Origin of the sequence: Streptomyces tibetensis (genome assembly GCF_040647715.1) — a bacterium.
GTDB lineage: Bacteria > Actinomycetota > Actinomycetes > Streptomycetales > Streptomycetaceae > Streptomyces > Streptomyces tibetensis_A.
In genome coordinates this window covers 1-20058 of record NZ_JBEZCR010000023.1, presented here as the reverse complement: position 1 = coordinate 20058, position 20058 = coordinate 1, and the positions used below count along the sequence as shown (strand labels likewise).

Genomic DNA, 20058 nt, shown 5'->3' with positions numbered 1-20058 from the left:
TTCCCATGCATCCCTTCCCCTACACCAAGGCCGCGGGCACGCGGCAGGCCCTCGACGCGGGCCGCGCCGGCGGCCGCTACATCGCCGGCGGCACCACACTGGTCGATCTGATGCGCGAGACCGTCGAACGCCCCCGCACGCTGGTGGACATCAGCGCCCTGCCCTTGCGCGAGATCACGGTCACCCGGCGCGGGGGCCTGCACATCGGGGCCCTGGTACGCATGTCCGAGGCCGCATCCCACCGGGGAGTGCGCGCCCTGTACCCGGTGATCTCCCAGGCGCTGGAACTGAGCGCGTCGGCGCAGCTGCGCAACATGGCGACCATCGGCGGCAACATCATGCAGCGCACCCGCTGCCCGTACTTCCGCGACGTGAGCGCCGAGTGCAACAAGCGCACACCGGGCTCGGGCTGTGCGGCCCTGCACGGAGTCAACCGCACCCACGCCATCCTCGGCACCTCCGACGACTGCGTGGCCACCCACCCGTCCGACGTCGCGGTGGCCTTCGCGGCCCTGGAAGCGACCGTGCACCTGCAGGGGCCGGCAGGCAAGCGGACCGTGCCCTTCGCCGACTTCCTGCTCAAGCCCGGCAGCACACCGATTCGCGAACAGGCTCTGAGCGAGGGTGAGCTGATCACCGGAGTAGAGCTTCCGTCCCTTCCTCGCCCGCTGCTCTCGGGTTACCTGAAGGTGCGTGACCGGCAGTCCTACGAGTTCGCGCTCACCTCGGCGGCCGTCGCCCTGCACATCCGCCACGGAGTCATCCAGGAGGCGAAGGTGGCCGCCGGAGGCGTGGGCACCGTGCCGTGGAAACTCACCGCCGTCGAGCGGCAGCTCATGGGGAAGCGGCCGTCCGACGCCCTGTGGACCCAGGCCGCCGAACGGGCCGCGGACGGAGCCCGGCCCCTCCAGCACAACCGCTTCAAAGTCGAGTTGCTGAAACGGACCGTCGAGCGCCAGCTGCGCATCGTGGGAGGTGGCAAGTGAGCAAGCAGCCGCAGTCAGCCGTCGGAGCACCGCTGTCCCGGGTCGACGGACGACTGAAGGTCACCGGCCAGGCCAAGTACGCCGCCGACCACGACATCGACGGCATCGTCCATGCCGTCGTCGTCGACAGCACCATCGGGCGCGGCCGTATCACCGGCATCGACACTCGCGCCGCCGGCGCCCAGCACGGCGTCCTCGGCGTGATCAGCCACTTCGACAAACCGAGGCTGCCCTACCACGACAACCCGGGAAACCGCATTCCGGGCCGGCGGCTGCGCGTCTTCCAGGACGACGCCGTCCGGTTCTTCGGCCAGCCGGTCGCCGTCGTGGTGGCGACCACGCTGGAAGCAGCGCAGCACGCCGCCGACCTGGTCGAGGTCTCCTACGACGTCGAGCAGCCGTCGACCGACCTGACCCGCAGCCCGGCCCTGGACGGGCCCGTGCCCTTCGCGCGGCCTTACGCGCGAGGCGACGCGACGGAAGCGCTGGGCTCCGCGGACGTCCGGCTGGAGATGACCTACCGCCTCGCGCGCAACCACCACAATCCGATGGAGACGCAGGCCACCATCGCCCGCTGGGACGGTGACAAGCTCACCCTGTGGGACAAGACCCAGCACGTGATCGGCACGCGGAACGAAATAGCGGCCGTGTTCGGCATACCGCAGGAGAACGTGCGCGTCCTCTCGCCGTTCATCGGCGGCGCCTTCGGCAACGCCTTGCGGGCCTGGCCGCACGTCACCATCGCGGCCCTCGCCGCCCGCGAGATGGGCCGCCCGGTGAAACTCGCGCTGACCCGCAGGCAGATGTACTTCACGGTGGGCTACCGGCCCGCGTACGAGTACAAGTTGAGCCTGGGCAGCACCCGGCGCGGACGGCTGACCGCGATGACCCACGAGATGAAATACGAGACCTCCCGCTACGAGCAGTTCTGGGAGGCCAACATGGCGCTCGGACAGATGCTCTACGCCGTGCCCAACGTCAGCCAGAACGTCCGGATCGTGCCGCTCGATGTCAGCACTCCCCAGTGGATGCGCGGCCCCGGTTACGGCAGTGCCGCCTTCGTCATCGAGACAGCCGTGGACGAACTCGCCCACAAGCTCGGCATCGATCCGATCGAGCTGCGGCTGCGCAACGAACCAGGCGAGGACCCGTCCACGCAGCAGCCCTTCTCCACCCGGCGACTGCGTGAGTGCTTCCGTGTCGGCGCCCGTGCATTCGACTGGCACCGGCGCAACCCCAGGCCTCGGTCCACACGGGACGGCGACTGGCTGATCGGGACGGGTGTGGCCACCGGCTGCTACGACGTCTTCCGCGGACAGGCACAGGCCCACGTCAGACTCGATGCGGACGGCACGGCGGTGCTCCAGTCCGCGACCCACGACACGGGCACCGGCACGTACACCTCCATGACCCAAGTCGCCGCCGACGCCCTGGGCCTGACCGTACGCAACGTCGAGTTCCGGCTCGGCGACTCCGCCATGCCGCCTGCCCCTCCCCAAGGTGCCTCGCAGACCATGCTGAGTGTGGGGTCCGCCGTTCAGGACACCTGTGACAAGCTGCGGCAGCAGGCCGTCAAACTCGCGATCGAGGACGAGCGCTCACCGCTGCACGGCGTAGAGGCCGGCACCGTCGTGGTCCGCGGCGGACGGCTGCACGTCCAGGGCGACGCCGCGCGTGGGGAGACCTACCGGCAGCTCCTCGCCCGCAACAACCTCACCCACCTGGAGGCGCGCGGGTCGTACACGCCGGAGGAGGAGAGGCGGTTCTCGATGTACGGGTACGCCGCAATGTTCGCCGAGGTCGCCGTCGACGCCCGGCTCGGCCTGGTCCGGGTGCGGCGGATGCTCGGTGTGTACGACGCGGGGCGCATCATCAGCCCCAAGCTCGCCGAGAGCCAGGCCATCGGCGGCATGGTGGGCGGCATCGGCTCGGCTCTGCTCGAGCACACGGTCACCGACCACCGCGACGGCCGGATCGTCAACGCCAACCTTGCCGACTACCTCGTGCCCGTCAACGCCGACGTCCCCGACCTCAAGGCCGTCTACCTCGACGGGGAGGACTACAAGGCCGCCCCCATCGGTGTGAAGAGCCTCGGAGAACTCGTGCAGATTGGTGTGGCACCGGCCATCGCCAACGCGGTCTTCCACGCCACCGGACGCCGCGTCCGCGAACTGCCCATTACCGCGGAAGCCCTGCTCTGAACCCGGACGGCAGGGCCCGTCCCCTCACCCCGCACGGACGGGCTCTGAACGCCGTCCCGCGGATCGGCCCGCCACCGTGTCTCCTGATCCCCCGGTCGGCACGGTGGCGGGCTTTCCAATTGCCACAGGAGAGCCACTCATGCTGAACATCGCGGACACGCTGTACCGCTGGTGCCGCGAGAACCGCCCCTTCGCCCTCGCGACCGTCGTGCAGGTCAGCGGCAGCGCACCCCTGCCACCTGGCACCGCTCTGGCCGTGGACTCCACGGGCGTGGCAGTCGGGAGCATCTCCGGAGGATGCGTGGAAGGCGCCGTCTACGAGCTGTGCCGACAGGTGCTGGAGACGGACGAATCCCCGGTGTGCACGCGTTTCGGCTACTCCGACGACGACGCCTTCGCAGTGGGTCTGACCTGCGGTGGCGAACTGAAGGTCCTCGTCCAGCGGATCGACCCCGCCGGCCGGCCCCACCTCACCACCGCCCTGGAGGACGTGCTGGCCGGCCTGCCCGTGGCCGTGGCACAGGTGGTGGACGGTCCGCAGCGCCTGCTCGGCCGTACTCTGTCCGTTCTCGGCGATGGCAGCGCCTACGACGGGACACTGGGCGACCGGAAGCGGGACCGTGTGGTGGCCACACAGGTGCGTGCGTTGCTGCGAGCGGGACGGACCGCCCACGTCGAGATCGGCGGGGACGCCGACACCTGCCTGGAGAGGGTGACCCTCCTGGTCCACACCCAAGCGCCGCGGCCCCGCATGCTGATCTTCGGCGCCGTCGATTTCGCCGCCGCGCTCAGCCAGGCGGGACGCTTCCTCGGCTACCACATCACCGTCTGCGACGCCCGCCCCGCCTTCGCCACCCCCGAGCGCTTCCCCCATGCCGACGAGGTCATCGTCGACTGGCCCCACCGCTACCTGGAGCGCACGGAAACCGACGCCCGTACCGCGATCTGCGTCCTCACCCACGATGCCAAGTTCGACATCCCCCTGCTGCACCTGGCCTTCGGTCTCCCGGTCGGCTATATAGGCGCGATGGGCTCTCGGCGTACCCACGAACACCGCCTCGAGCGTCTGCGCGAGGCCGGCGTGCCCGAAGAACACTTGGCGTTCCTGCACTCGCCGATCGGACTCGACCTCGGCGCCCGCACCCCGGAGGAGACAGCGATCTCGATCACTGCAGAGATCATCGCCCACACCAACAACGGCACCGGCCTGCCTCTGTCCCGCGTTCCCGGCCCCATCCACGGTTCCGTCCCGGTGGCCCGGATGTCACCGGCCTCGATGCCGGCGTGACGGCCCGCCACATCGTCACCCCGGCCGGACCCATGTCTCAGTCTTGCGGCTCCATCTCCCGACCGGTCAGCGTCCTCAGGGCGTTATCCGACCGGGAGCCCGGCTCCGCGTGATAGGTGTTCAGCCGCATGGGGGCGCCCCCCGGCAGCGCCATGGGCTCATGGACGAGGTCGAATTCCCCCACCAGCGGGTGCCGCATGCGCACGACCGCGCCGGCAGGGGAACAACTCACCTCGTGATGGGCCCACAGCCGCCGGAACTGCTCGCTCTTCTGCGACAACTCGCTGATCAACGACGAGAGATATGCGTCCTCGGGACTTTTGCCGGCGTTCCTCCGCAGAACGCCGGCGACTCTCGCAGCCATGCGGTCCGGTTCGGCGAACCGGTCGCGCGCATCGGACGAGAGGAAGACCAACCGGGCCATGTTCCGTTCCCTACGGGGCAGTTGGGACCAGTCCCCGAAGACGGCAGTGGCGAGCCGGTTCCATCCGAGGATGTCCAGGCGCCGGCTGACGACGTAGGCGGGTACGCCGAGCGTGTCGAGGAGGCTCTGGACGGTGGGCCGAAGCCGCTGCGGCGGGGACGCGGCAGGCGGTGTGCGGCTCCGGTCGGGCTGGGCCAGCCGGATCAGATGGTCCTGTTCCTCCTCGGTCAGCTGCAGGGCGCGGGCCACGGCGTCCAGCACCTCGGCCGACATGGTTTCGCCGTAACCCTGTTCCAGGCGCGCGTAGTACGCGTAGGACACGCCCGCCAGCTGCGCCAGCTCCTCGCGCCGCAAGCCGGGTACCCGTCGCCGCTCGTACGAGGGAAGGCCGATGTCTTCGGGCTTGATCCGGGCCCTGCGAGAACGCAGGAACTCCCTGAGCTCGGCGCGCCGGTCAAGTCCGGCTATCACCTTTTCACCAGGCGCCGCATGTGAAGACATCACTGTCCTCCGTTTGTCAAGCGTGATCGCAGATGTGGAGCAGCGTAGCTTCTCGGTTTGGTCGGCGCGCAGTTGGACGAGATCGCACACGGTGTGGCATCGCCTCTACCCGGCCGAACCGCGCGCCCACGGATTCCGTACTCGTCGCCGAGTCTCCGGTTCTGCCGTCGTCCCGGTAGATGATGGCCGCCCCGTCTTCTTGGCCGTGGCCACAACTGCCCGTGGTGAAGGTGGCGATCGAGCTGGCGCCGCTCCACAGGTCGACGGCGGCCTCTCGTGTCAGCCGGTAGGAGCTGTACCGCCCGTGCCGGCTGTTCTCCAGCACCCCTCGGCGCATTCGTCTGCTGCTTGTCGTAACGGGCGGCGCCCGCGCTCACTCGAACTCACCGAGCAGGGCCACGATCGCGGCCGATGGCAACCACGCCCTGCCGGGGAAGGTGTAGTCGGCGATCAAGGTCACCGCGAGTCCCTGCAGCGAGACGCGGCTCTGCCAGCCCGGCGACCGCAGGGGTCCGACGGCGCCGTCACCCTCGTCGGAGAAGGTCGCCTCGAGGTGGGACAGGTTCGGCAAGGTCGGCTCCGACGCGGTGGACACGGGCGACAACACTCAACGGCTGCGAAACCGCCGGGTGGAGCGCCGCGATTGCTCCACCCGGCGGGACCTCCGCGCACCGGCGATAGCCCCCGGGCAGTGCCCAGGTGCGCTACACCGGTGGGCGTGGATGGTGGCGGCAGCGAACCGTCATCCTCGCCCGCTGACGGCCTGGCGGCGCAGGAAGAGGTTCATGGCGCTCATGGTCAGCACCGTCTGTCCGTGCTGGTCGAGGACCTCGATGCCGGTGGTGACGAGTCCGCGATCCGGCTTGGATCGCGAGACTCGGGCATCCTGGACCGTGGCCCGCAGGGACAGGCTGTCGCCGGGTCTGACCGGCTGGACCCAGCGCAGTTCGTCGATGCCGGGGGAGGCCAGGCCGGCCACCTTGCTGACGTAGTGGTCGACATACATGCGCATCGTGACGGAACAGGTGTGCCAGCCGCTGGCGATGAGACCGCTGAACGGGCCCTGCCGGGCCGCATGGGGATCGTTGTGGATGCTTTGCGGGTCGAACTCGTCGGCGAACCGAAGGATGTCCTCCCTCGTCATGGTGATGCTGCCGTAGACGTATACGGCACCCGGCACGTAGTCCTCGAAGTACCGGTCCTCGACCGGGGTTGCGAAGTTGGCGTCGCTCAGGGTCGTGGTGGTGCCTGCCGTCCCGCGCGGCGCGGGAGCGGTCCCCGGCTGCCGAGATCCGGTCCGGGCGCGTGCGTACGGCGCGTTCTCCGCCTCACCGTCGCCGTTCATCCGGTCACGAGATCTTCCAGGGCGTCGCGCTCCAAGGCTGCGGAGGCGGCGACGACGCCGCCCATGATGGCGCCGCTGACGCCGGCCGACGCCACGTCCTGGCCGGTGAGGAGGAGGCCGGGGATGTGGGTGTGGGCGCCGAGGTCTCGCAGGGCGAACCGCTGTGGGGTGTGGGCGAGGGACATGAAGTCGCCCTTCTCCCGGCCGAGGAAGTGATTGAAGCTGAGCGGCGTCGCCAGCTCGGTGTGGTCGATGCGGCCCTCCAGCTGGGGGCAGAATCGGAAGACCTGGCCCAGGAGTTCCTCAGTGAGCCTGGCCTTGAGGCGCTCGTAGTCGGCGCCCCGGCGCATCCACGCGCTGTCCGCGTACGGCTCGAACAACGACCAGCTGGTCAGCCCCGCGATGTCGATGGTGGTGCGTCCCGGGTAGCGGCTCTCCCATGACGGATCCTTCACGGACGGGAAGGTGATGAAGTACGTCGGCATGGCGCGGTGCTCGGGGTCGGCCTCGAACGCGGCGATGTCGCCGTCGATGTCGGGTCCGGCGTGGGCCCAGATGTTGGCCGGATCCAGGTCGAGCCGGTCGCCGGATTCCCGGATGCCGATGTTGAGCATGACGTACGTCTGCGAAGGGCCGACGGCACGCAGGGAATCGGCGAGCCTGGCGGCTTCGGCAGTCTGCTCCGGCAGCAGCCGGGTCAGGGTGTTGAGCGCACCGGCGTCGCTGATCACCAGCGGCGCCCGGAAACTCTTCCCGTCCGTCATGAGGACGCCGCAGGCCGAGCCCTTGTCGTCCAGCATGATCCTCTCGACCTCCGCGGAGATCAGGACGGTCCCTCCGGCTCCGGTGATGACATCGGTCGCCGTCTCCGCGAGGCGTGCGGAGCCTCCGACGGGGAAGTTCGCGCCGTCGATGTAGTGCCGGATGAGCATGGCGTGCATGCCGAACGAGGCGCGGCCGGGGGCGAGGGAGTAGTCGCCGTAGTGGCCGCTGAGCACCGCGCGCAGCTCCGCGTCGTCGGTGAGGTCGGTGAGGACTTCGGTGACCGTCCGGTCCGCGTACGAGCGGAAGGGCGCGGCCATGTCGTCGTAGAGGGTGTCCGCGACGGAGTGCGGCAGGCTGCGGTGGGCGAGGTAGGGGCGAGCCGCGCGGTTCGCCGTGTGCACCATGTCGACGTACTGGTCGATGGCCCCGGACTCGTGGGGGAAGTACTCCTTCATCCGGTCCTTGAACCTTTGCACCCCGGACCGGTACTCGTACTCCCGGTCGCCGATGAAGACCCGGTTGTACACGTCCGGCATGGGGGCCCACTCCAGCTTGCCGCAGCTGATGTGGTCGAAGATCCGGCGCAGGCCGCTGGAGGGCCGGTGGACGTCGCCCATGTAGTGCAGCCCGGCGTCCCATTCGTATCCGGCGCGCCGGAACGTCTGGGTGGCGCCGCCCGCCGTCGAGTGCTTCTCCAGCACGAGCACCCGCTGCCCGGTCCGGGCCAGGAAGGCGGCCGTGGTCAGACCACCGATCCCCGATCCGATGACGATCGCGTCCCATGCCTGGCTGGCCGTACTGCGGTGGTAACTCTCGCCGATGCTCACGCGGTGACTCCTCCATCTGCTTCATCTGGCTTCGGAAAACAGTAGTCAGCGTACGTGGGTGGATAGAATCGAGCAACACACAGGGAGAGGGAGACGTGAGCGACGCAGCCGAAGCAGCACCTGGGGGCCACCTGGAGCGGTGGCAGCGGGACGCGTGGGACATCGAACCCGACTCGATCAATCTCGCCCTGCGGTCCCTGAGCCCGCGGACTACGGGTGTGATCATCAGGGAGGCCTTCTACGGCACACGCCGCTTCGACGACTTCGAGCGCCATTGCGGCATCAGCCCGAGCGTGCTGTCCGCCCGCCTGAGGGACCTCGTCGCCGACAGCATCCTGGAGAAGACCCGCTACCGGGCTCCCGGTGCGCGCGGACGCGACGAGTACCGCCTCACCGACAAGGGCCGCAGTCTTCTGCCCATCCTGATCGCCCTCAACGACTGGGCCGAGCGCTGGATCGTCCCGGACGGCGCCGGCACGATCTCCCTACTCCACCACGACTGCGGCAGCCCCGTCCGCACTACGGTGACCTGCGCCTCAGGACACGAGATCACCGCACCTGGACAGGTCAGCGCGAGGCCGGGCCCCGGGGCCCGGCCTGCTTCCGACTGAGCGGCGCGCGGCAGTGCGAGGCGGCGGGGGCGCGGGCTCAGCGCCCTGGTGTTCCTCTGCGCCCCTCGCTCCCGCGTCGCCCGGATACTCTCCTGGACGTCGTGCTTCGGGCTGTCTACCGGCCATCCTGGTTGTCCGTCAGGGCTCGACGCGGCGCACGCCCTTCAGAGGGCGCAGCTGTACGTTCGTACCGGACGCGGGGGCGCCAGAGTGCGACGGCCCTCAGCGAAGCCGGCACGGGATGAGAAGAGCTCGGCGTCGCCTTGTCGGCGGGCGCAGCCGTCAGCGCCGGGTGAGGGTGGACGGAGCCCCGGCGGACTGGTCACGTTTGTCACTCAGGCTCAGGGTGTCTTGGCCGGTCATCGTGACGACGTAGGTACTGCCGTTGGGGCAGGGGACCTCGGCCCCCTGTTCGGTGGAGTGGCTGGTGGTTGCCTTGAGGACCAGCGAGTCCTTGCGTATCTCCTGCAGTCGCAGGGTCTCGGTGCATCCCAGCTCACGTTTGGTGTCCACTTCGGTCACCCTGCTGACCTGCTTGCCCGCCGGCTCACCTCGTTGTGCCGGGTGGAGAGTCAAAGTGACGCTGAACCGGTCGGTGCGGGGCTCAGTGAAGCCGTCAGGGGTGGGATTGCCCGGCCCGGTGCCGACCCATGTACCTGCCCAGGCCTCGGGAAGCGATGTGGCGGTGGATGACGGCGAAGGCCTCCCGGCGGAGGCGTCGTCGGAGAAATGCCACACGAGGAACGTGCCCGCCGCCGCCGTCAAGGCCACGGCCATGCTTCCGGCGACCGCCCGGCCGGTACGGCCGGACACCCACCGTCGCACGGCGTCGACACGCGGCAGGACGGCGGTCTGTGCGTCGGCGGAAGCCGGGCCTTCTTCGGGCTCACGTGACACAGCCGCCACAGGCGGCGGTTGCACTGTTGCGGAGATCAACGCGTGCGCCTCCTCCTCCCGCACGGCGAGATCCTTCTCCAGCCCTTCGGGCAGCAACTGCGGCCAGGTGCCGCACCGGCCGCCCATGCGTTCCAACAGCACGCTGACGGTGTCGAGCGTGGCCCGCTGCTCGGGGTCCTTGGCCAGACAGGACCGCAGGAGCGGGACCACGGCCGCCGGAACGCCGTCGAGGTTCGGCTCCTGATGCACGATGCGGTAGAGCAGCACCGCAGGCGAGAACTCGTCCTTCGGGTTGGAAAACGGGCCCCGTCCCGTCGCCGCGTACACCAGCACCGCAGCCAGCGAGAAGACGTCGCCCGGTGCACCCGATTCCCCGGCACTCACCTGCTCCGGCGCCAGATAGCCGGGAGAACCGATCACACCGCCCGTCCTCGTGTGACGCGTGTCCTCCCTCGCGCGCGCGATCCCGAAATCGATGAGCAGAGGACTACGGCGGCCCAACAGCACATTGGACGGCTTGACATCCCGGTGGGCCAGTCCCGCCCCGTGTACCGCTCCCAGCGCCCCGAAGAGTTCGGCTGCCAGTGCTACGAGGCACTGCTCCGGCAGTGGGCCATGACGTCGCACCCACTCCGCCAGGGACGGCGCCGGCACGTACTCGGTGGCGAGCCACGGAGGGCGCTGCCCCATCGGGCTGTAGTCCACCACCGCGGGCGTCCAAGGGGAGCGCACCCGGTCGCTGTTACGGATTTCTCGCGCGAACCGCTCCTCGAACCCAGGCTCCCGTCCGAACTCGGCGCGCACCGTCTTGAGCGCCAGCGGACGCCCCGACACCGTCCGGGACAGGTAGACCCGCCCCATGCCACCCTCGCCGAGCCGCGCCAGTAGTGGATAGCCACCCACAGCCTCCGGATCCGACCCGTCCAGCAACTCCACGCCCCGCCGCCCTCTCAGATATGCACTGCCGACCGGGTTCAGTCCCGGATCGGCACAACCAAGCGCCGCATCCGTAACATCAGCACCAAGCATCACCCGTCACACAGCAGCACACCATTTTCAGCCATGGCTCCCGGCAGTCCGAGAACCTGTCACCGCCTGTGAGACCGAGTGGCCGGTCGAAAGGGTAAGCCATCGCCGTAATCCCGATTTGCCGGGTAAGCACCAGTCCTGGCATGGAACTGTGGCGATATTACTGCGGCTTCACAGCCGCCCCCTCGGTAGAGACCGTGAGGAATTCGGTGTCCGGGCCGGGTGGGTGGCCTTCCAGTGGATGTGCCGGAAGTCACAGCGTGCGGGTCCTCCTGCGCGAACTCATCGACGGCGGCCTCATGCGGTTCGTGGAGAGCGCGCTTCGGGCATTGCCACGTGCAGCTCGTCGGCGGCGTCCCACAACCGGTTCTCGATCTCCTGCTGGGTCACTGCCATCAGTCGGTTGTGTCCATGCTCGTCAAGGGGTGGCGACCCGAAGGCCGTGTGTTTCTATCGAGCAGTCCAGCAGCGTGCGCATCCGTGGCACTGACGGCATCCGGCTTGCTCCAGCCCTCTGCGCTGAACACCTGAGTCCCCTCGCTTGAGGAGTGATTGCGACTGCGGCAGGGGCATGGGGTGCGTTCACAGGTGTCTCCGGGGTAGTTGAGGTGTGCTGGACCGATGTGCGGTCTGTGCGTGAGGCGGTGCTGGAGCCCCGCTCCGGCTCGCCGCGTGGGCGCTGTTCCAGAGCGGGGCGTGCCGTGGGGGGACCGGATGAACCGGCTGGTGTCCGGGGCCGCGGCGGTCTGATCTGCCGCCGCCTGATGAGAGGCCGGTCAGTGTCAGGCGGGGATGTCGGTGATCAGTTGGCTGAGGGTCTGGCTGGCCTTGAGGCCGGAGCCAGTCAGGACGAGGACGACGGTGTCGTCACGGCTGATGTGGCCGTCGGAGTGGAACTGGCGCAGCGCGGGCAGGACCTGAGCGCTGGTCGGCTCGACGAATACGCCGGTGCGGGCGAGTTCGCCGACTGCGGGCAGGAGCTCTTCTTCGTCCACGGTCGTGGCGGCGCCGCCGCTGTCGTGGATGGCCTGGAGGACTTCCCGGTCGCGCACGGGCCGTGCGATGGCGGTTCCTTCGGCGAGCGTCCGGGGCCAGGTGCGGGCGTCGACGGTGGAGGCACCGCTGTTGAGGGCCTGGACGAGGGGGCAACACTGTTCGGGCTGGCTGACCAGGATGCGGGGCACCTGGTCGATCTCGCCCGCGCGCTGGAGTTCGGCGAAGCCCATGGCGCAGCCCAGGACGAGACTGCCGGCGCCGGCCGGGACGATGACGGCCGACGGGGCGCTGAAGCCCAGGTCCTCCCAGATCTCGTAGGCGATCAGCTTGATGCCCTGGAGGAACTGGGGGTGCCAGTTGTGGCTGGCGTAGAAGCGGGTGTCGGCGCGGCGGACGGCTTCGTCGGCGACGTCCTGGCGGCTGCCGGGGACGAGGTCCACGCTTGCTCCGTGCAGACGACTCTGCACGATCTTGGAGGGAGAGGTGGATGCGGGGGCGATGATCTGCGCGTCGATGCCTGCTGCGGCGCTGTAGGCGGCGATGGATGCGCCTCCGTTGCCGCTGGAGTCCTCCAGGAGGCGACCGACGCCTTGGTGGCGCAGCGCGGTGAGCATCACGGAGCTGCCGCGGTCCTTGAAGCTGCCGGTGGGGTTCATGGATTCGACCTTGACAGCGACGTCGAGTCCGGCCAGGGTCCGCGGCAGCAGGGGGGTGCGTCCTTCGCCCAGGGTGACGGGTTCGCCTTGGGGCAGCGGGAGCGCGGCACGGTAGCGCCACTGGGTGTTGACGCTGGTGTCTATCTGCCGACGGGTGATACCGGGCAGCGGTTCCATCATGAGCGGGGAGCCGTCGTCCCCGCGCCAGCGCGGCTGGTCCGCTGCGTACCGGTGTCCGCTGCGGTCGGTGAGCTGCGGGAAGTCTTTGGACATCTGTCGTGCCGTTCCTTGGGTAGGTGTTGGTGGGGCTGGCGTCAGCGCCGCGCGGGCGCGGCGGTTCACGAGACCGGTTCGGGGACGCTGTCGTGGAGGTCGGTGGCAAGTTCGCCGGCGATGTTGGTGCGCACCCAGGCACTGAGCCGGTCGGGAGGTATCTCCTGGCTGAGCAGGAACTGCAGCTTCGCGTACAGGGCTTCCAGGGACATGTCGTCCGCGCCGATTGCCCCGGCGCGGGTGAAGAACTGGGCGGCTGCGTACTTGTTCAGGTTGATGCGGGTGTGCAGGCACTGGCTCATGACGACGACAGGGGTACCGCCCGTGACCAGGTTGCGGATGGCCTGCTCCAGGCCGGGCTCGTCGCAGGGGCCTTCCCCGGCGCCGTATGCGCGCAGGATGACGGCGGCCGGGGCGGGGGTCGTCATCGCCCGGAAGCGGGCGGCTGTCATGCCGGGGGCCATGGTGATGACTGCTACGTCGTGGCGCCGGTAGGGGGCGGGATCGGCCCATCCGTGACGTGGCGCGTCGGGTGCACCGTCGTACGGGTTGACGAAGCCGTGCAGGTCCAGCGCCGAGACCTTGGTGGCACGCATGGCGGGCAGCAGGGTGCCGTCGAAGTACAGGCTGACGCCACCGCCGCCCGAGGCAGCGGCCAGGAGGGCGCCGATCACGTTGCCGGGGGCATCGCTGCCGGGCATGCCGAAGGGGACCTGAGAACCGGTGAACACCACGGGCTTGCCGAAGTCCGACAGCGCGAGAGCAACCGCAGCCGCCGAGTGGGCCAAAGTGTTGGTGCCGTGCAGGACCACGAAGCCGTCATGGGCGTCGTGGTGCGCGTGGAGGTGGTCGATGATCTCCTGCCAGTGCTCGGGGGTGATGTTGGAGGAGTCGATGACCTCTTTGAGCTGAGCGAAGCCGAGATCGAGGTCGGCGAGGGAGGTGTCAGTGCCCTGGGCATGGACAGCCCCCTGGACCTGTGCGTGGATGTCGCCGCCGGGTTCGAATCCGCGGGGCGAGGGGACCATGCCAATGGTGCCTCCGGTGTAGAGGAACTGGACACGGCGTGTGGTGCGCATGCGGAGTTTTCCTTCGTGTGGTGGGCCGGCCGGGGGCTCGTGGCCGGTGATCAGGCGGGCTCGGTCCCGTCGGGGTCGGCGTCCGCCGCGGAATGCGGTCCGTGTGCAGGGGGCAGAGTGGTGGTGGCGATGCGGTTCCTGATGCGGTACCAGCCGATGACCATGAGCACGCAGATGCCGAGGAACAGCAGGATGGTGGGCTTGCCGATGTCGTCGGCGAACCACATACCGACGATGACCATGGTCAGGAACAGCACGGTGAGCAGGTTCACCCAGGGAGCGCCGGGCAACCGGAACGCAGGCCGGGTCAGCAGTCCCTGCCGGGCGCGCCGGACGAACAGCCAGTGGCTGACCATGATGGAGATCCAGGTGCCGGCGATCCCGATGCCCGCGAGGTTCATGACGATGTCGAACGCCTGTGAGGGACGGACATAGTTGATGACGATGCCGAGCACGCCGAGTCCGGCGGTGATCAGCACACCGGCGAAGGGCACCTGGTTGCGGTTGAGGCGGGCGGCGATCCTGGGGCCGCTGCCCGCGATGGCCATGGAACGCAGGGTGCGGCCGGTGGCGTAGAGGCCGGAGTTCATCGAGGACATCGCCGCGGTGATGACCACGAGGTTCATGGCACTGCCTATGCCCGGCAACCCGAGCGCGGAGAAGAACGTGACGAAGGGTGACTCGGACTTGCCGTAGGCGGTCCAGGGCAGCACCAGGGTGAACAGGAGCACGGCCCCGACGTAGAAGATCGCGATACGCCAGAACGTGGAGTTGACGGCCTTGGGGATGACCTCCTCGGCCTTGTCGCTCTCACCGGCGGCCACGCCGACCATTTCGGTGCCGCCGAAAGCGAAGACCACGCCCAGGGCGAGGGTGATGGCGGGCAACCAACCTCGAGGGAACAAACCGCCGTTGTCGGTGATCAGGGCCGGCCCGGGACTGTGTCCGTCGACCTGGAACTGCAGGAGCACGACGGTGGACGCCACGACCATGAAGCCGACGATCGCGACGATCTTGATCATGGCGAACCAGAACTCGGTCTCGCCGAAGATCTTGACGCTGAGCATGTTCACCGCCACGACCAGCGCCAGGGAGATCAGGGCGAGGAGCCACTGGGGCACCGGCTTGAAGGCGTCCCAGTAGTGCAGGTACAGGGCGATGGCCGTGGTCTCGGCCATGACGCTGGCGCACCAGTCGATGAAGAACAGCCAGCCGGTGACATAGGCGCCCTTCTCGCCCATGAACTCCCGTGCGTAGGAGACGAATGCGCCCGAGGACGGCCGGTAGACGGCCATCTCGCCCAGGGCTCGCATCATGAACCACGTGAACACGCCGCACACGGCGTAGACGAGGGCCAGGGCCGGCCCGCCCTGCGCGAGGCGCCCGCCGGCCCCGAGGAACAGACCCGTGCCGATGGAGCCGCCGATGGCGATCATCCGGATGTGCCGGGGGCGCAGCGCCTTGGCGTACCCGGCGTCGGCCTGGTCGAGGCTGCGATTGCGGGGAGCCCGCTGGCCCATGGACGGCCGTGGTGGCGTCGACACAGTCGACGCGGGCTCGTCAGCTGGCTGTTTCGGTGACCGGCCTGCCATCGCTCTGCCTCCATCGTGGTTGAACGGTGTCGATCGACACTTGGAACTGGACGGGAACTCTAGAACTGGATAGAGTGTCTGTCCATAGCTGGATGAAAGATCTAGATTGGTTTTCGGCGGCCTGCTTCTCGTGGCCCTTGGCATGTGCATCGCATGCCTGCACGCGGGCTACCCGCAGAACACAAGGCGGGTAATGGCGGGGAGCATGATGAGCGGCAGCAACGACAGCGAGGGAAGGGATCGACCGATGTCCGTGAAGGGCGAAAGCCGCGGCGGCCAGGACGATGCGCAGCTGCAGGCCGGGCCGGAGGCGGTGGCGGCAGCAGAGGACGAGCATCTCCTCGCGGAGACCGAGAAGATTGCCGTCGCGCTGGGGCGCATGTTCCCCGGCCTGTGCGAGGTGGTCCTGCATGACCTGCGCGACCCGGCCCACGCCATCCGCGTCATCGAGAACAACCTGTCCGGTAGGCAGGTCGGCGACTCAGTCACTGAGCTGGGCCTGGCCCGCATCAAGGACCCCGACTACCCCAGCGTCATCCAGAACTACGCCAATCAGTTCCCCGACGGACGGCCCGCCAAGAGCACGTCGATCGGGATCAAGAACACGGCCGGGGAGTACATCGCCGCCCTGTGCCTGAACCTGGACGTATCGACGCTGTCGCCGGTCACTCTGTCCCTGTCCAACCTGGTGGCGACCGACCCCGACAACCGCGACGTCGAGCTGGAGAGCCTGCGTGACCGCTCCCGCCGGGAACTGCGTGAGGTCATCGAGACGGCCGCCGCCGAACGCTCCACCACCCCGCGGGCCCTTCACAAGGACGTCAAGAAGGAGCTCGTACGCCGCCTGCACCAGGACGGCTACTTCGACACCCGCAACGCGGCCCAGACCATCGCCGACCTCCTCGGCATCTCCCGGGCCAGCGTCTACGCGTACACGAAATGAGGACGATGACCACCCATGAGAACACCCTCCACAACGCCGGATCAGGCACGGGCGGGGGTGCCTCGATAGCGACGTTCGACAGCGCGCAGCTGGTGCCGCCGGCGGGCCATTACTCGCACATCGCCACCCACCGTGGCGTGGCCTATATCTCCGGCCAGCTTCCCCTGGCGCCCGACGGAACCCGGCTGGCCGACGAGCCGTTCGAGGTCCAGGCCCGGCAGGTGCTGGACAACCTCGACGCCTGTCTGGTCACCGCCGGCTCCAGCCGGAAACGGCTGATCTCGGTCACCGTCCACGTGACCGACATCGCCAACTGGCCTCTCTTCGACCAGCTGTACCGTGCCTGGCTCGGCCCGGTCCGGCCCGCGCGGGCCGTCGCCGGTGCCAAGGAACTGCACTACGGCTCCGCAGTGGAGGTGCACGCAATTGCCGCCCTCGACTGAGCCCCAGGCCGCCCCGGGCGAGCTGAGAAGCGGACTGCGCTACGTTCCCGAGGAGCAGACCGCAGCCGTGATCAGCCACGAACTGGCGCTCCAGGCCGCCAAAGAAGCCTTCGAGGCCACCGTCGGCTGCGCGGTGCTGGACACCCTGAACGTACACGGATCGGACCCGACGAACCGATACACCGTCAAACCGGCCGCCTCCTCCGCCCACGCAGGGCTGAAGATCGGCACCTACTGGCCCGCAAACGACCGCCACGGACTGCCCAGGCACCACTCCACGTTGCTGATCCTCGACCAGAGCATCGGCCGCATTGCCGCCGTGCTCGAGGCCGGCACCGCCAACGCCTACCGCACCGCTGCCGCCGACGCCCTGGCCGTCGACCTGCTCGCCCGCCCGGACGCACGAACACTCGCCGTCCTCGGCACCGGCCACCAGGCCGGCTACGACGTACGCGCCGTCGCCCGGGTCCGCCCCGTCGACGTGGTTCTGGCAGTCGGACGCGACCCGGACCGAACCCGGGCGTTCACGGACGCGCTCGCCAGTGACGGGATCCCCGCACGGCCCACAGCGGCCGAGGAAGCCGTCAGAAGCGCCGACATCATCATCACCGCGACCACCTCCACCACCGCCGACCCGGCCCTGTTCCAAGCAGATTGGGTCCGGCCCGGCACTCATGTGTCAGCCATGGGCGCTGACGCCCCTGGCAAACGCGAGCTGCCCGGCGAACTGCTGTCCCGCGCACAGCTTTTCTGCGACATAACCAGCCAGTCCCGCAGGATCGGTGAGTTGCAGCACGCCCCGGCTGACGCGCCCGTCACCCAACTCGGAGACGTGCTCACCGGGCGAGCGCCGGGCCGACGCACACCCCAGGACATCACCCTTTTCGACAGCTCGGGCATCGGCCTTCAGGACCTCTACCTGGGCCTGGCCCTCCTCGACCGACTGGATACCGCACCATGACCACGCCGCCCCCGCACCCCGCCCCGACCACCTCCGACACCGTGGGCGCACTCAGCCTGGTCGACCCGGACACCCCGTTCGCGGTGCTGGACACGGCCAAGGCCACGCACAACATCGCCAGGCTGGCCGACCACGTCAGGACACTGGGCGTCAGCCTGCGACCGCACCTCAAGACCGCCAAGTCCCTCGCCGTCGCCGCCCTGATCCACGGCGACACCCCCGGACCGATCACCGTCTCCACCCTGGCCGAGGCGGAAGCCTTCGCCGACGGCGGGTATACCGACATTCTCTATGCCGTCGGCATCGACCCGCACAAACTTCCGCGCGTCATCGCCCTGCTGCAACGCGGGATCACCCTCAGCGTTCTGCTGGACAGCACCGAACAGGCCCGCGCCGTGCGGGACGCCTCCGCCGCCGCCCGCACGCCCATCCCGGCCCTGATCGAGGTCGACTGCGACGGCCACCGCGGCGGCGTGACCCTCGAGGACCCCACGCTCCTCGAGATCGGCCGCATCCTCGCCGAATCCGACAGCCTCGCAGGCGTCCTCGTCCACGCGGGCGAGTCCTACTTCGCCACCAGCCGCGCCGAACAGCACAAGGCCGCCGACCACGAACGCGATGTCGCCGTCGCCGCCGCACAGCAGCTGCGCGAGGCCGGCCTACGCGTGGACACGGTCAGCGTCGGATCAACCCCGACCGCCCACGCCGCAACCGACCTCACCGGCGTCACCGAAGTCCGCGCCGGCAACTACGTCTTCTTCGACCTCGTCATGGCCGGCCTCGGCGTGTGCGACGTGGACGACCTCGCGCTGTCCGTCGTGGTCACCGTCATCGGTCACCGCCCCGAACACGGCTGGATCCTCACCGACGGCGGCTGGATGGCCATGTCCCGCGACCGAGGCACCGCCAACCAGCGTGTCGACCAGGGCTACGGGCTTGTAACCGACCTGAACGGAAACCCCGTCCCGCAGTTGCTCATGAGCGGTGCCAGCCAGGAACACGGCATCCTCTCCACCCGAGACGGATCCCCCCTTCCGGAGCTGCCCGTCGGCACCCGGCTGCGCGTCCTGCCGAACCACGCCTGCGCCACCGCCGCCCAGCATCACGGCTACCACGTCATCGACAGCAGCCGGGACACCACCGGCACGCCGGTGATCCAGGCCTACTGGGGGCGTGTCACGGGCTGGTGAGAACACCGGCGGCCAGCGCCGATGCTCTCACCACGAACTCGGTGCCGTACGCATCCGGCGTACGCGTGCTCGGGCTCGGCGCGACCTGGATGCCGGGGACATGGGGTCTGTCAAATGAACGATTTACTGTCCTCCAGCGCGTCCCATGTCAATTGGCCTGTGGGAGTAGGAATGGTGCAGTGGTGGGCAAGGGCGGCGGAACAGGCAGCGAGGTCGCCGCGGCCTGAGCCCATTTCTACCAGTGGCGATGTCCAGTATGTGCGTGGCTCGTGCCGGAAGGGCCCGCAGCTTAAGAACGGCTGCGCTGAGCGCTCGCTGCCTCTGGTCTCCTGCGGATGAGTCTCATGCTGCGAGGTTCGTGTTGAGGGTTTTGGCTGCTTTGCTGATGGAGCCGGGCATGAGGTGGCGGTAGATCTTGAAAGTGACTTCGATGGTTTTGTGGCCCATCCACTCGGCGACGTCGGTGATGGCGATGCCGTGGGTGAGGCAGTTGGAGGCGAAGAAGTGCCGCATGCCGTAGACGACCATCCCGTCGGGGACGTCGACCTGGCCGGCCTTCTTGATCCGCTGCCACTGGTTGGCGATGTGGTAGTGCGGGAACGTCCGGGCTGGGTCGCCGGGGTGGCGCAGTAGGTAGCCGTCGACAGTGCCGTGTTTGGCAGCGTGCCATTCGATGCTCTGCCTCACGCGCGCCGGCAGGGGCACGTCCCGGTACTCGCCTGCCTTGCGGTGCTTGAGCCGCTCGTACTGGCAGGTGGTCCGGTTGACCTGCTCGGTGATGCGGTAGACGTCGTCGGCGACGATGTTGTTGAGGTTGACCGCGAACGCCTCACCATTACGCATACCGCACCCGCTCATCAGATCGGCGACCAGCAGGAAGCTGTCATCTCCGGCGGTGCGTATCTGACGCAGCTGCTCGGGCGATGGGATCACCACCCGCTTGGGGTCGTACTGCGGCGGCTTCACCCCGGCCACCGGGTTGTCGTCGAACAGCCCCAGCCGGTTCGCGTCCAACAAGATCGCCTTCAGCTTGTCGAACGCGTTCGCCTGG

At 68.8% G+C, this 20058-nt stretch carries 17 protein-coding genes; 8 read left to right on the top strand and 9 right to left on the bottom strand.

The window, feature by feature from the left end; genetic code table 11:
• The first annotated feature begins 5 nt into the window (after nucleotides 1–5).
• The 3 genes from AB0B29_RS36890 to AB0B29_RS36880 all read left to right on the top strand — a co-directional run bounded on the left by AB0B29_RS36890 (nucleotide 6) and on the right by AB0B29_RS36880 (nucleotide 4475).
• Nucleotides 6–986 (top strand): FAD binding domain-containing protein, encoded by a 981-nt coding sequence (locus tag AB0B29_RS36890; RefSeq protein WP_362246991.1) that lies wholly within the window; start codon nucleotides 6–8, stop codon nucleotides 984–986.
• Nucleotides 983–3187: a xanthine dehydrogenase family protein molybdopterin-binding subunit gene (locus AB0B29_RS36885; protein WP_362246989.1), complete on the top strand. Its 2205-nt coding sequence runs from the start codon at nucleotides 983–985 to the stop codon at nucleotides 3185–3187. Before AB0B29_RS36890 ends, AB0B29_RS36885 begins: the two co-directional genes overlap by 4 nt.
• A gap of 139 nt (nucleotides 3188–3326) precedes the next feature.
• On the top strand, nucleotides 3327–4475 hold the full coding sequence (locus AB0B29_RS36880; RefSeq protein WP_362246987.1) for an XdhC family protein: 1149 nt from the start codon (nucleotides 3327–3329) through the stop codon (nucleotides 4473–4475).
• A 37-nt stretch (nucleotides 4476–4512) separates the two neighbouring features.
• On the opposite strand, the gene AB0B29_RS36875 is transcribed toward AB0B29_RS36880, so the two are convergent.
• From AB0B29_RS36875 to AB0B29_RS36860, 4 genes are all read right to left on the bottom strand, one after another.
• Nucleotides 4513–5400, bottom strand: a complete 888-nt coding sequence (locus AB0B29_RS36875) for a helix-turn-helix domain-containing protein (RefSeq protein WP_436845978.1) — start codon at nucleotides 5398–5400, stop codon at nucleotides 4513–4515.
• Between the two features lie 373 nt (nucleotides 5401–5773).
• Nucleotides 5774–5995 (bottom strand): hypothetical protein, encoded by a 222-nt coding sequence (locus tag AB0B29_RS36870; protein WP_362246984.1) that lies wholly within the window; start codon nucleotides 5993–5995, stop codon nucleotides 5774–5776.
• A gap of 147 nt (nucleotides 5996–6142) precedes the next feature.
• Nucleotides 6143–6745 carry a MaoC family dehydratase gene (locus tag AB0B29_RS36865; RefSeq protein WP_362246982.1) on the bottom strand — a complete coding sequence of 201 codons (603 nt, stop codon included), beginning with the start codon at nucleotides 6743–6745 and terminating at the stop codon, nucleotides 6143–6145.
• Complete coding sequence (locus AB0B29_RS36860; protein ID WP_362246980.1) at nucleotides 6742–8337, bottom strand: phytoene desaturase family protein; 1596 nt, start codon at nucleotides 8335–8337, stop codon at nucleotides 6742–6744. The genes AB0B29_RS36865 and AB0B29_RS36860 overlap by 4 nt, the downstream gene beginning before the upstream one ends.
• Before the next feature lie 95 nt (nucleotides 8338–8432).
• Between AB0B29_RS36860 and AB0B29_RS36855 the strand changes: the two genes are divergently transcribed.
• A complete protein-coding gene (locus tag AB0B29_RS36855) occupies nucleotides 8433–8948 on the top strand; it encodes a winged helix-turn-helix transcriptional regulator (protein ID WP_362246978.1) in 516 nt (171 codons plus the stop codon).
• A gap of 282 nt (nucleotides 8949–9230) precedes the next feature.
• Here the strand turns inward: AB0B29_RS36855 and AB0B29_RS36850 are convergent, their stop codons facing one another.
• From AB0B29_RS36850 to AB0B29_RS36835, 4 genes are all read right to left on the bottom strand, one after another.
• Nucleotides 9231–10781 carry a serine/threonine-protein kinase gene (locus AB0B29_RS36850; protein ID WP_362246976.1) on the bottom strand — a complete coding sequence of 517 codons (1551 nt, stop codon included), beginning with the start codon at nucleotides 10779–10781 and terminating at the stop codon, nucleotides 9231–9233.
• A gap of 875 nt (nucleotides 10782–11656) precedes the next feature.
• Complete coding sequence (locus tag AB0B29_RS36845; protein ID WP_362246974.1) at nucleotides 11657–12799, bottom strand: pyridoxal-phosphate dependent enzyme; 1143 nt, start codon at nucleotides 12797–12799, stop codon at nucleotides 11657–11659.
• Between the two features lie 65 nt (nucleotides 12800–12864).
• Nucleotides 12865–13878 (bottom strand): asparaginase domain-containing protein, encoded by a 1014-nt coding sequence (locus tag AB0B29_RS36840; protein ID WP_362246972.1) that lies wholly within the window; start codon nucleotides 13876–13878, stop codon nucleotides 12865–12867.
• Between the two features lie 50 nt (nucleotides 13879–13928).
• Nucleotides 13929–15398: an amino acid permease gene (locus tag AB0B29_RS36835; RefSeq protein WP_362246970.1), complete on the bottom strand. Its 1470-nt coding sequence runs from the start codon at nucleotides 15396–15398 to the stop codon at nucleotides 13929–13931.
• Nucleotides 15399–15717: 319 nt separating this feature from the next.
• Here AB0B29_RS36835 and AB0B29_RS36830 point away from each other — a divergent pair, with 319 nt between their 5' ends.
• Genes AB0B29_RS36830 through AB0B29_RS36815 form a run of 4 tightly spaced genes read left to right on the top strand, consistent with a single transcriptional unit; the run spans nucleotide 15718 to nucleotide 19007 of the window.
• Nucleotides 15718–16413: a helix-turn-helix transcriptional regulator gene (locus tag AB0B29_RS36830; RefSeq protein WP_362246968.1), complete on the top strand. Its 696-nt coding sequence runs from the start codon at nucleotides 15718–15720 to the stop codon at nucleotides 16411–16413.
• Nucleotides 16414–16418: 5 nt separating this feature from the next.
• Nucleotides 16419–16856: a RidA family protein gene (locus AB0B29_RS36825; protein ID WP_362246966.1), complete on the top strand. Its 438-nt coding sequence runs from the start codon at nucleotides 16419–16421 to the stop codon at nucleotides 16854–16856.
• A complete protein-coding gene (locus tag AB0B29_RS36820) occupies nucleotides 16840–17817 on the top strand; it encodes an ornithine cyclodeaminase family protein (RefSeq protein WP_362246964.1) in 978 nt (325 codons plus the stop codon). Before AB0B29_RS36825 ends, AB0B29_RS36820 begins: the two co-directional genes overlap by 17 nt.
• A complete protein-coding gene (locus tag AB0B29_RS36815; protein ID WP_362246962.1) occupies nucleotides 17814–19007 on the top strand; it encodes an alanine racemase in 1194 nt (397 codons plus the stop codon). Before AB0B29_RS36820 ends, AB0B29_RS36815 begins: the two co-directional genes overlap by 4 nt.
• A 342-nt stretch (nucleotides 19008–19349) precedes the next feature.
• Here AB0B29_RS36815 and AB0B29_RS36810 read toward each other — a convergent pair.
• The coding region (locus tag AB0B29_RS36810) for a tyrosine-type recombinase/integrase (protein ID WP_362246960.1) at nucleotides 19350–20058 on the bottom strand (709 nt) is incomplete at its 5' end.

What these genes read in the sequence shown, in the direction of transcription:
- AB0B29_RS36890 (WP_362246991.1), top strand. Translation starts at nt 6, where the DNA reads ATGCATCCCTTCCCCTACACCAAGGCCGCGGGCACGCGGCAGGCCCTC.
- AB0B29_RS36880 (WP_362246987.1), top strand. Translation starts at nt 3,327, where the DNA reads ATGCTGAACATCGCGGACACGCTGTACCGCTGGTGCCGCGAGAACCGC.
- AB0B29_RS36875 (WP_436845978.1), bottom strand. Translation starts at nt 5,400, where the DNA reads ATGTCTTCACATGCGGCGCCTGGTGAAAAGGTGATAGCCGGACTTGAC.
- AB0B29_RS36865 (WP_362246982.1), bottom strand. Translation starts at nt 6,745, where the DNA reads ATGAACGGCGACGGTGAGGCGGAGAACGCGCCGTACGCACGCGCCCGG.
- AB0B29_RS36845 (WP_362246974.1), bottom strand. Translation starts at nt 12,799, where the DNA reads ATGTCCAAAGACTTCCCGCAGCTCACCGACCGCAGCGGACACCGGTAC.
- AB0B29_RS36840 (WP_362246972.1), bottom strand. Translation starts at nt 13,878, where the DNA reads ATGCGCACCACACGCCGTGTCCAGTTCCTCTACACCGGAGGCACCATT.
- AB0B29_RS36835 (WP_362246970.1), bottom strand. Translation starts at nt 15,398, where the DNA reads ATGGGCCAGCGGGCTCCCCGCAATCGCAGCCTCGACCAGGCCGACGCC.
- AB0B29_RS36830 (WP_362246968.1), top strand. Translation starts at nt 15,718, where the DNA reads ATGTCCGTGAAGGGCGAAAGCCGCGGCGGCCAGGACGATGCGCAGCTG.
- AB0B29_RS36825 (WP_362246966.1), top strand. Translation starts at nt 16,419, where the DNA reads ATGACCACCCATGAGAACACCCTCCACAACGCCGGATCAGGCACGGGC.
- AB0B29_RS36815 (WP_362246962.1), top strand. Translation starts at nt 17,814, where the DNA reads ATGACCACGCCGCCCCCGCACCCCGCCCCGACCACCTCCGACACCGTG.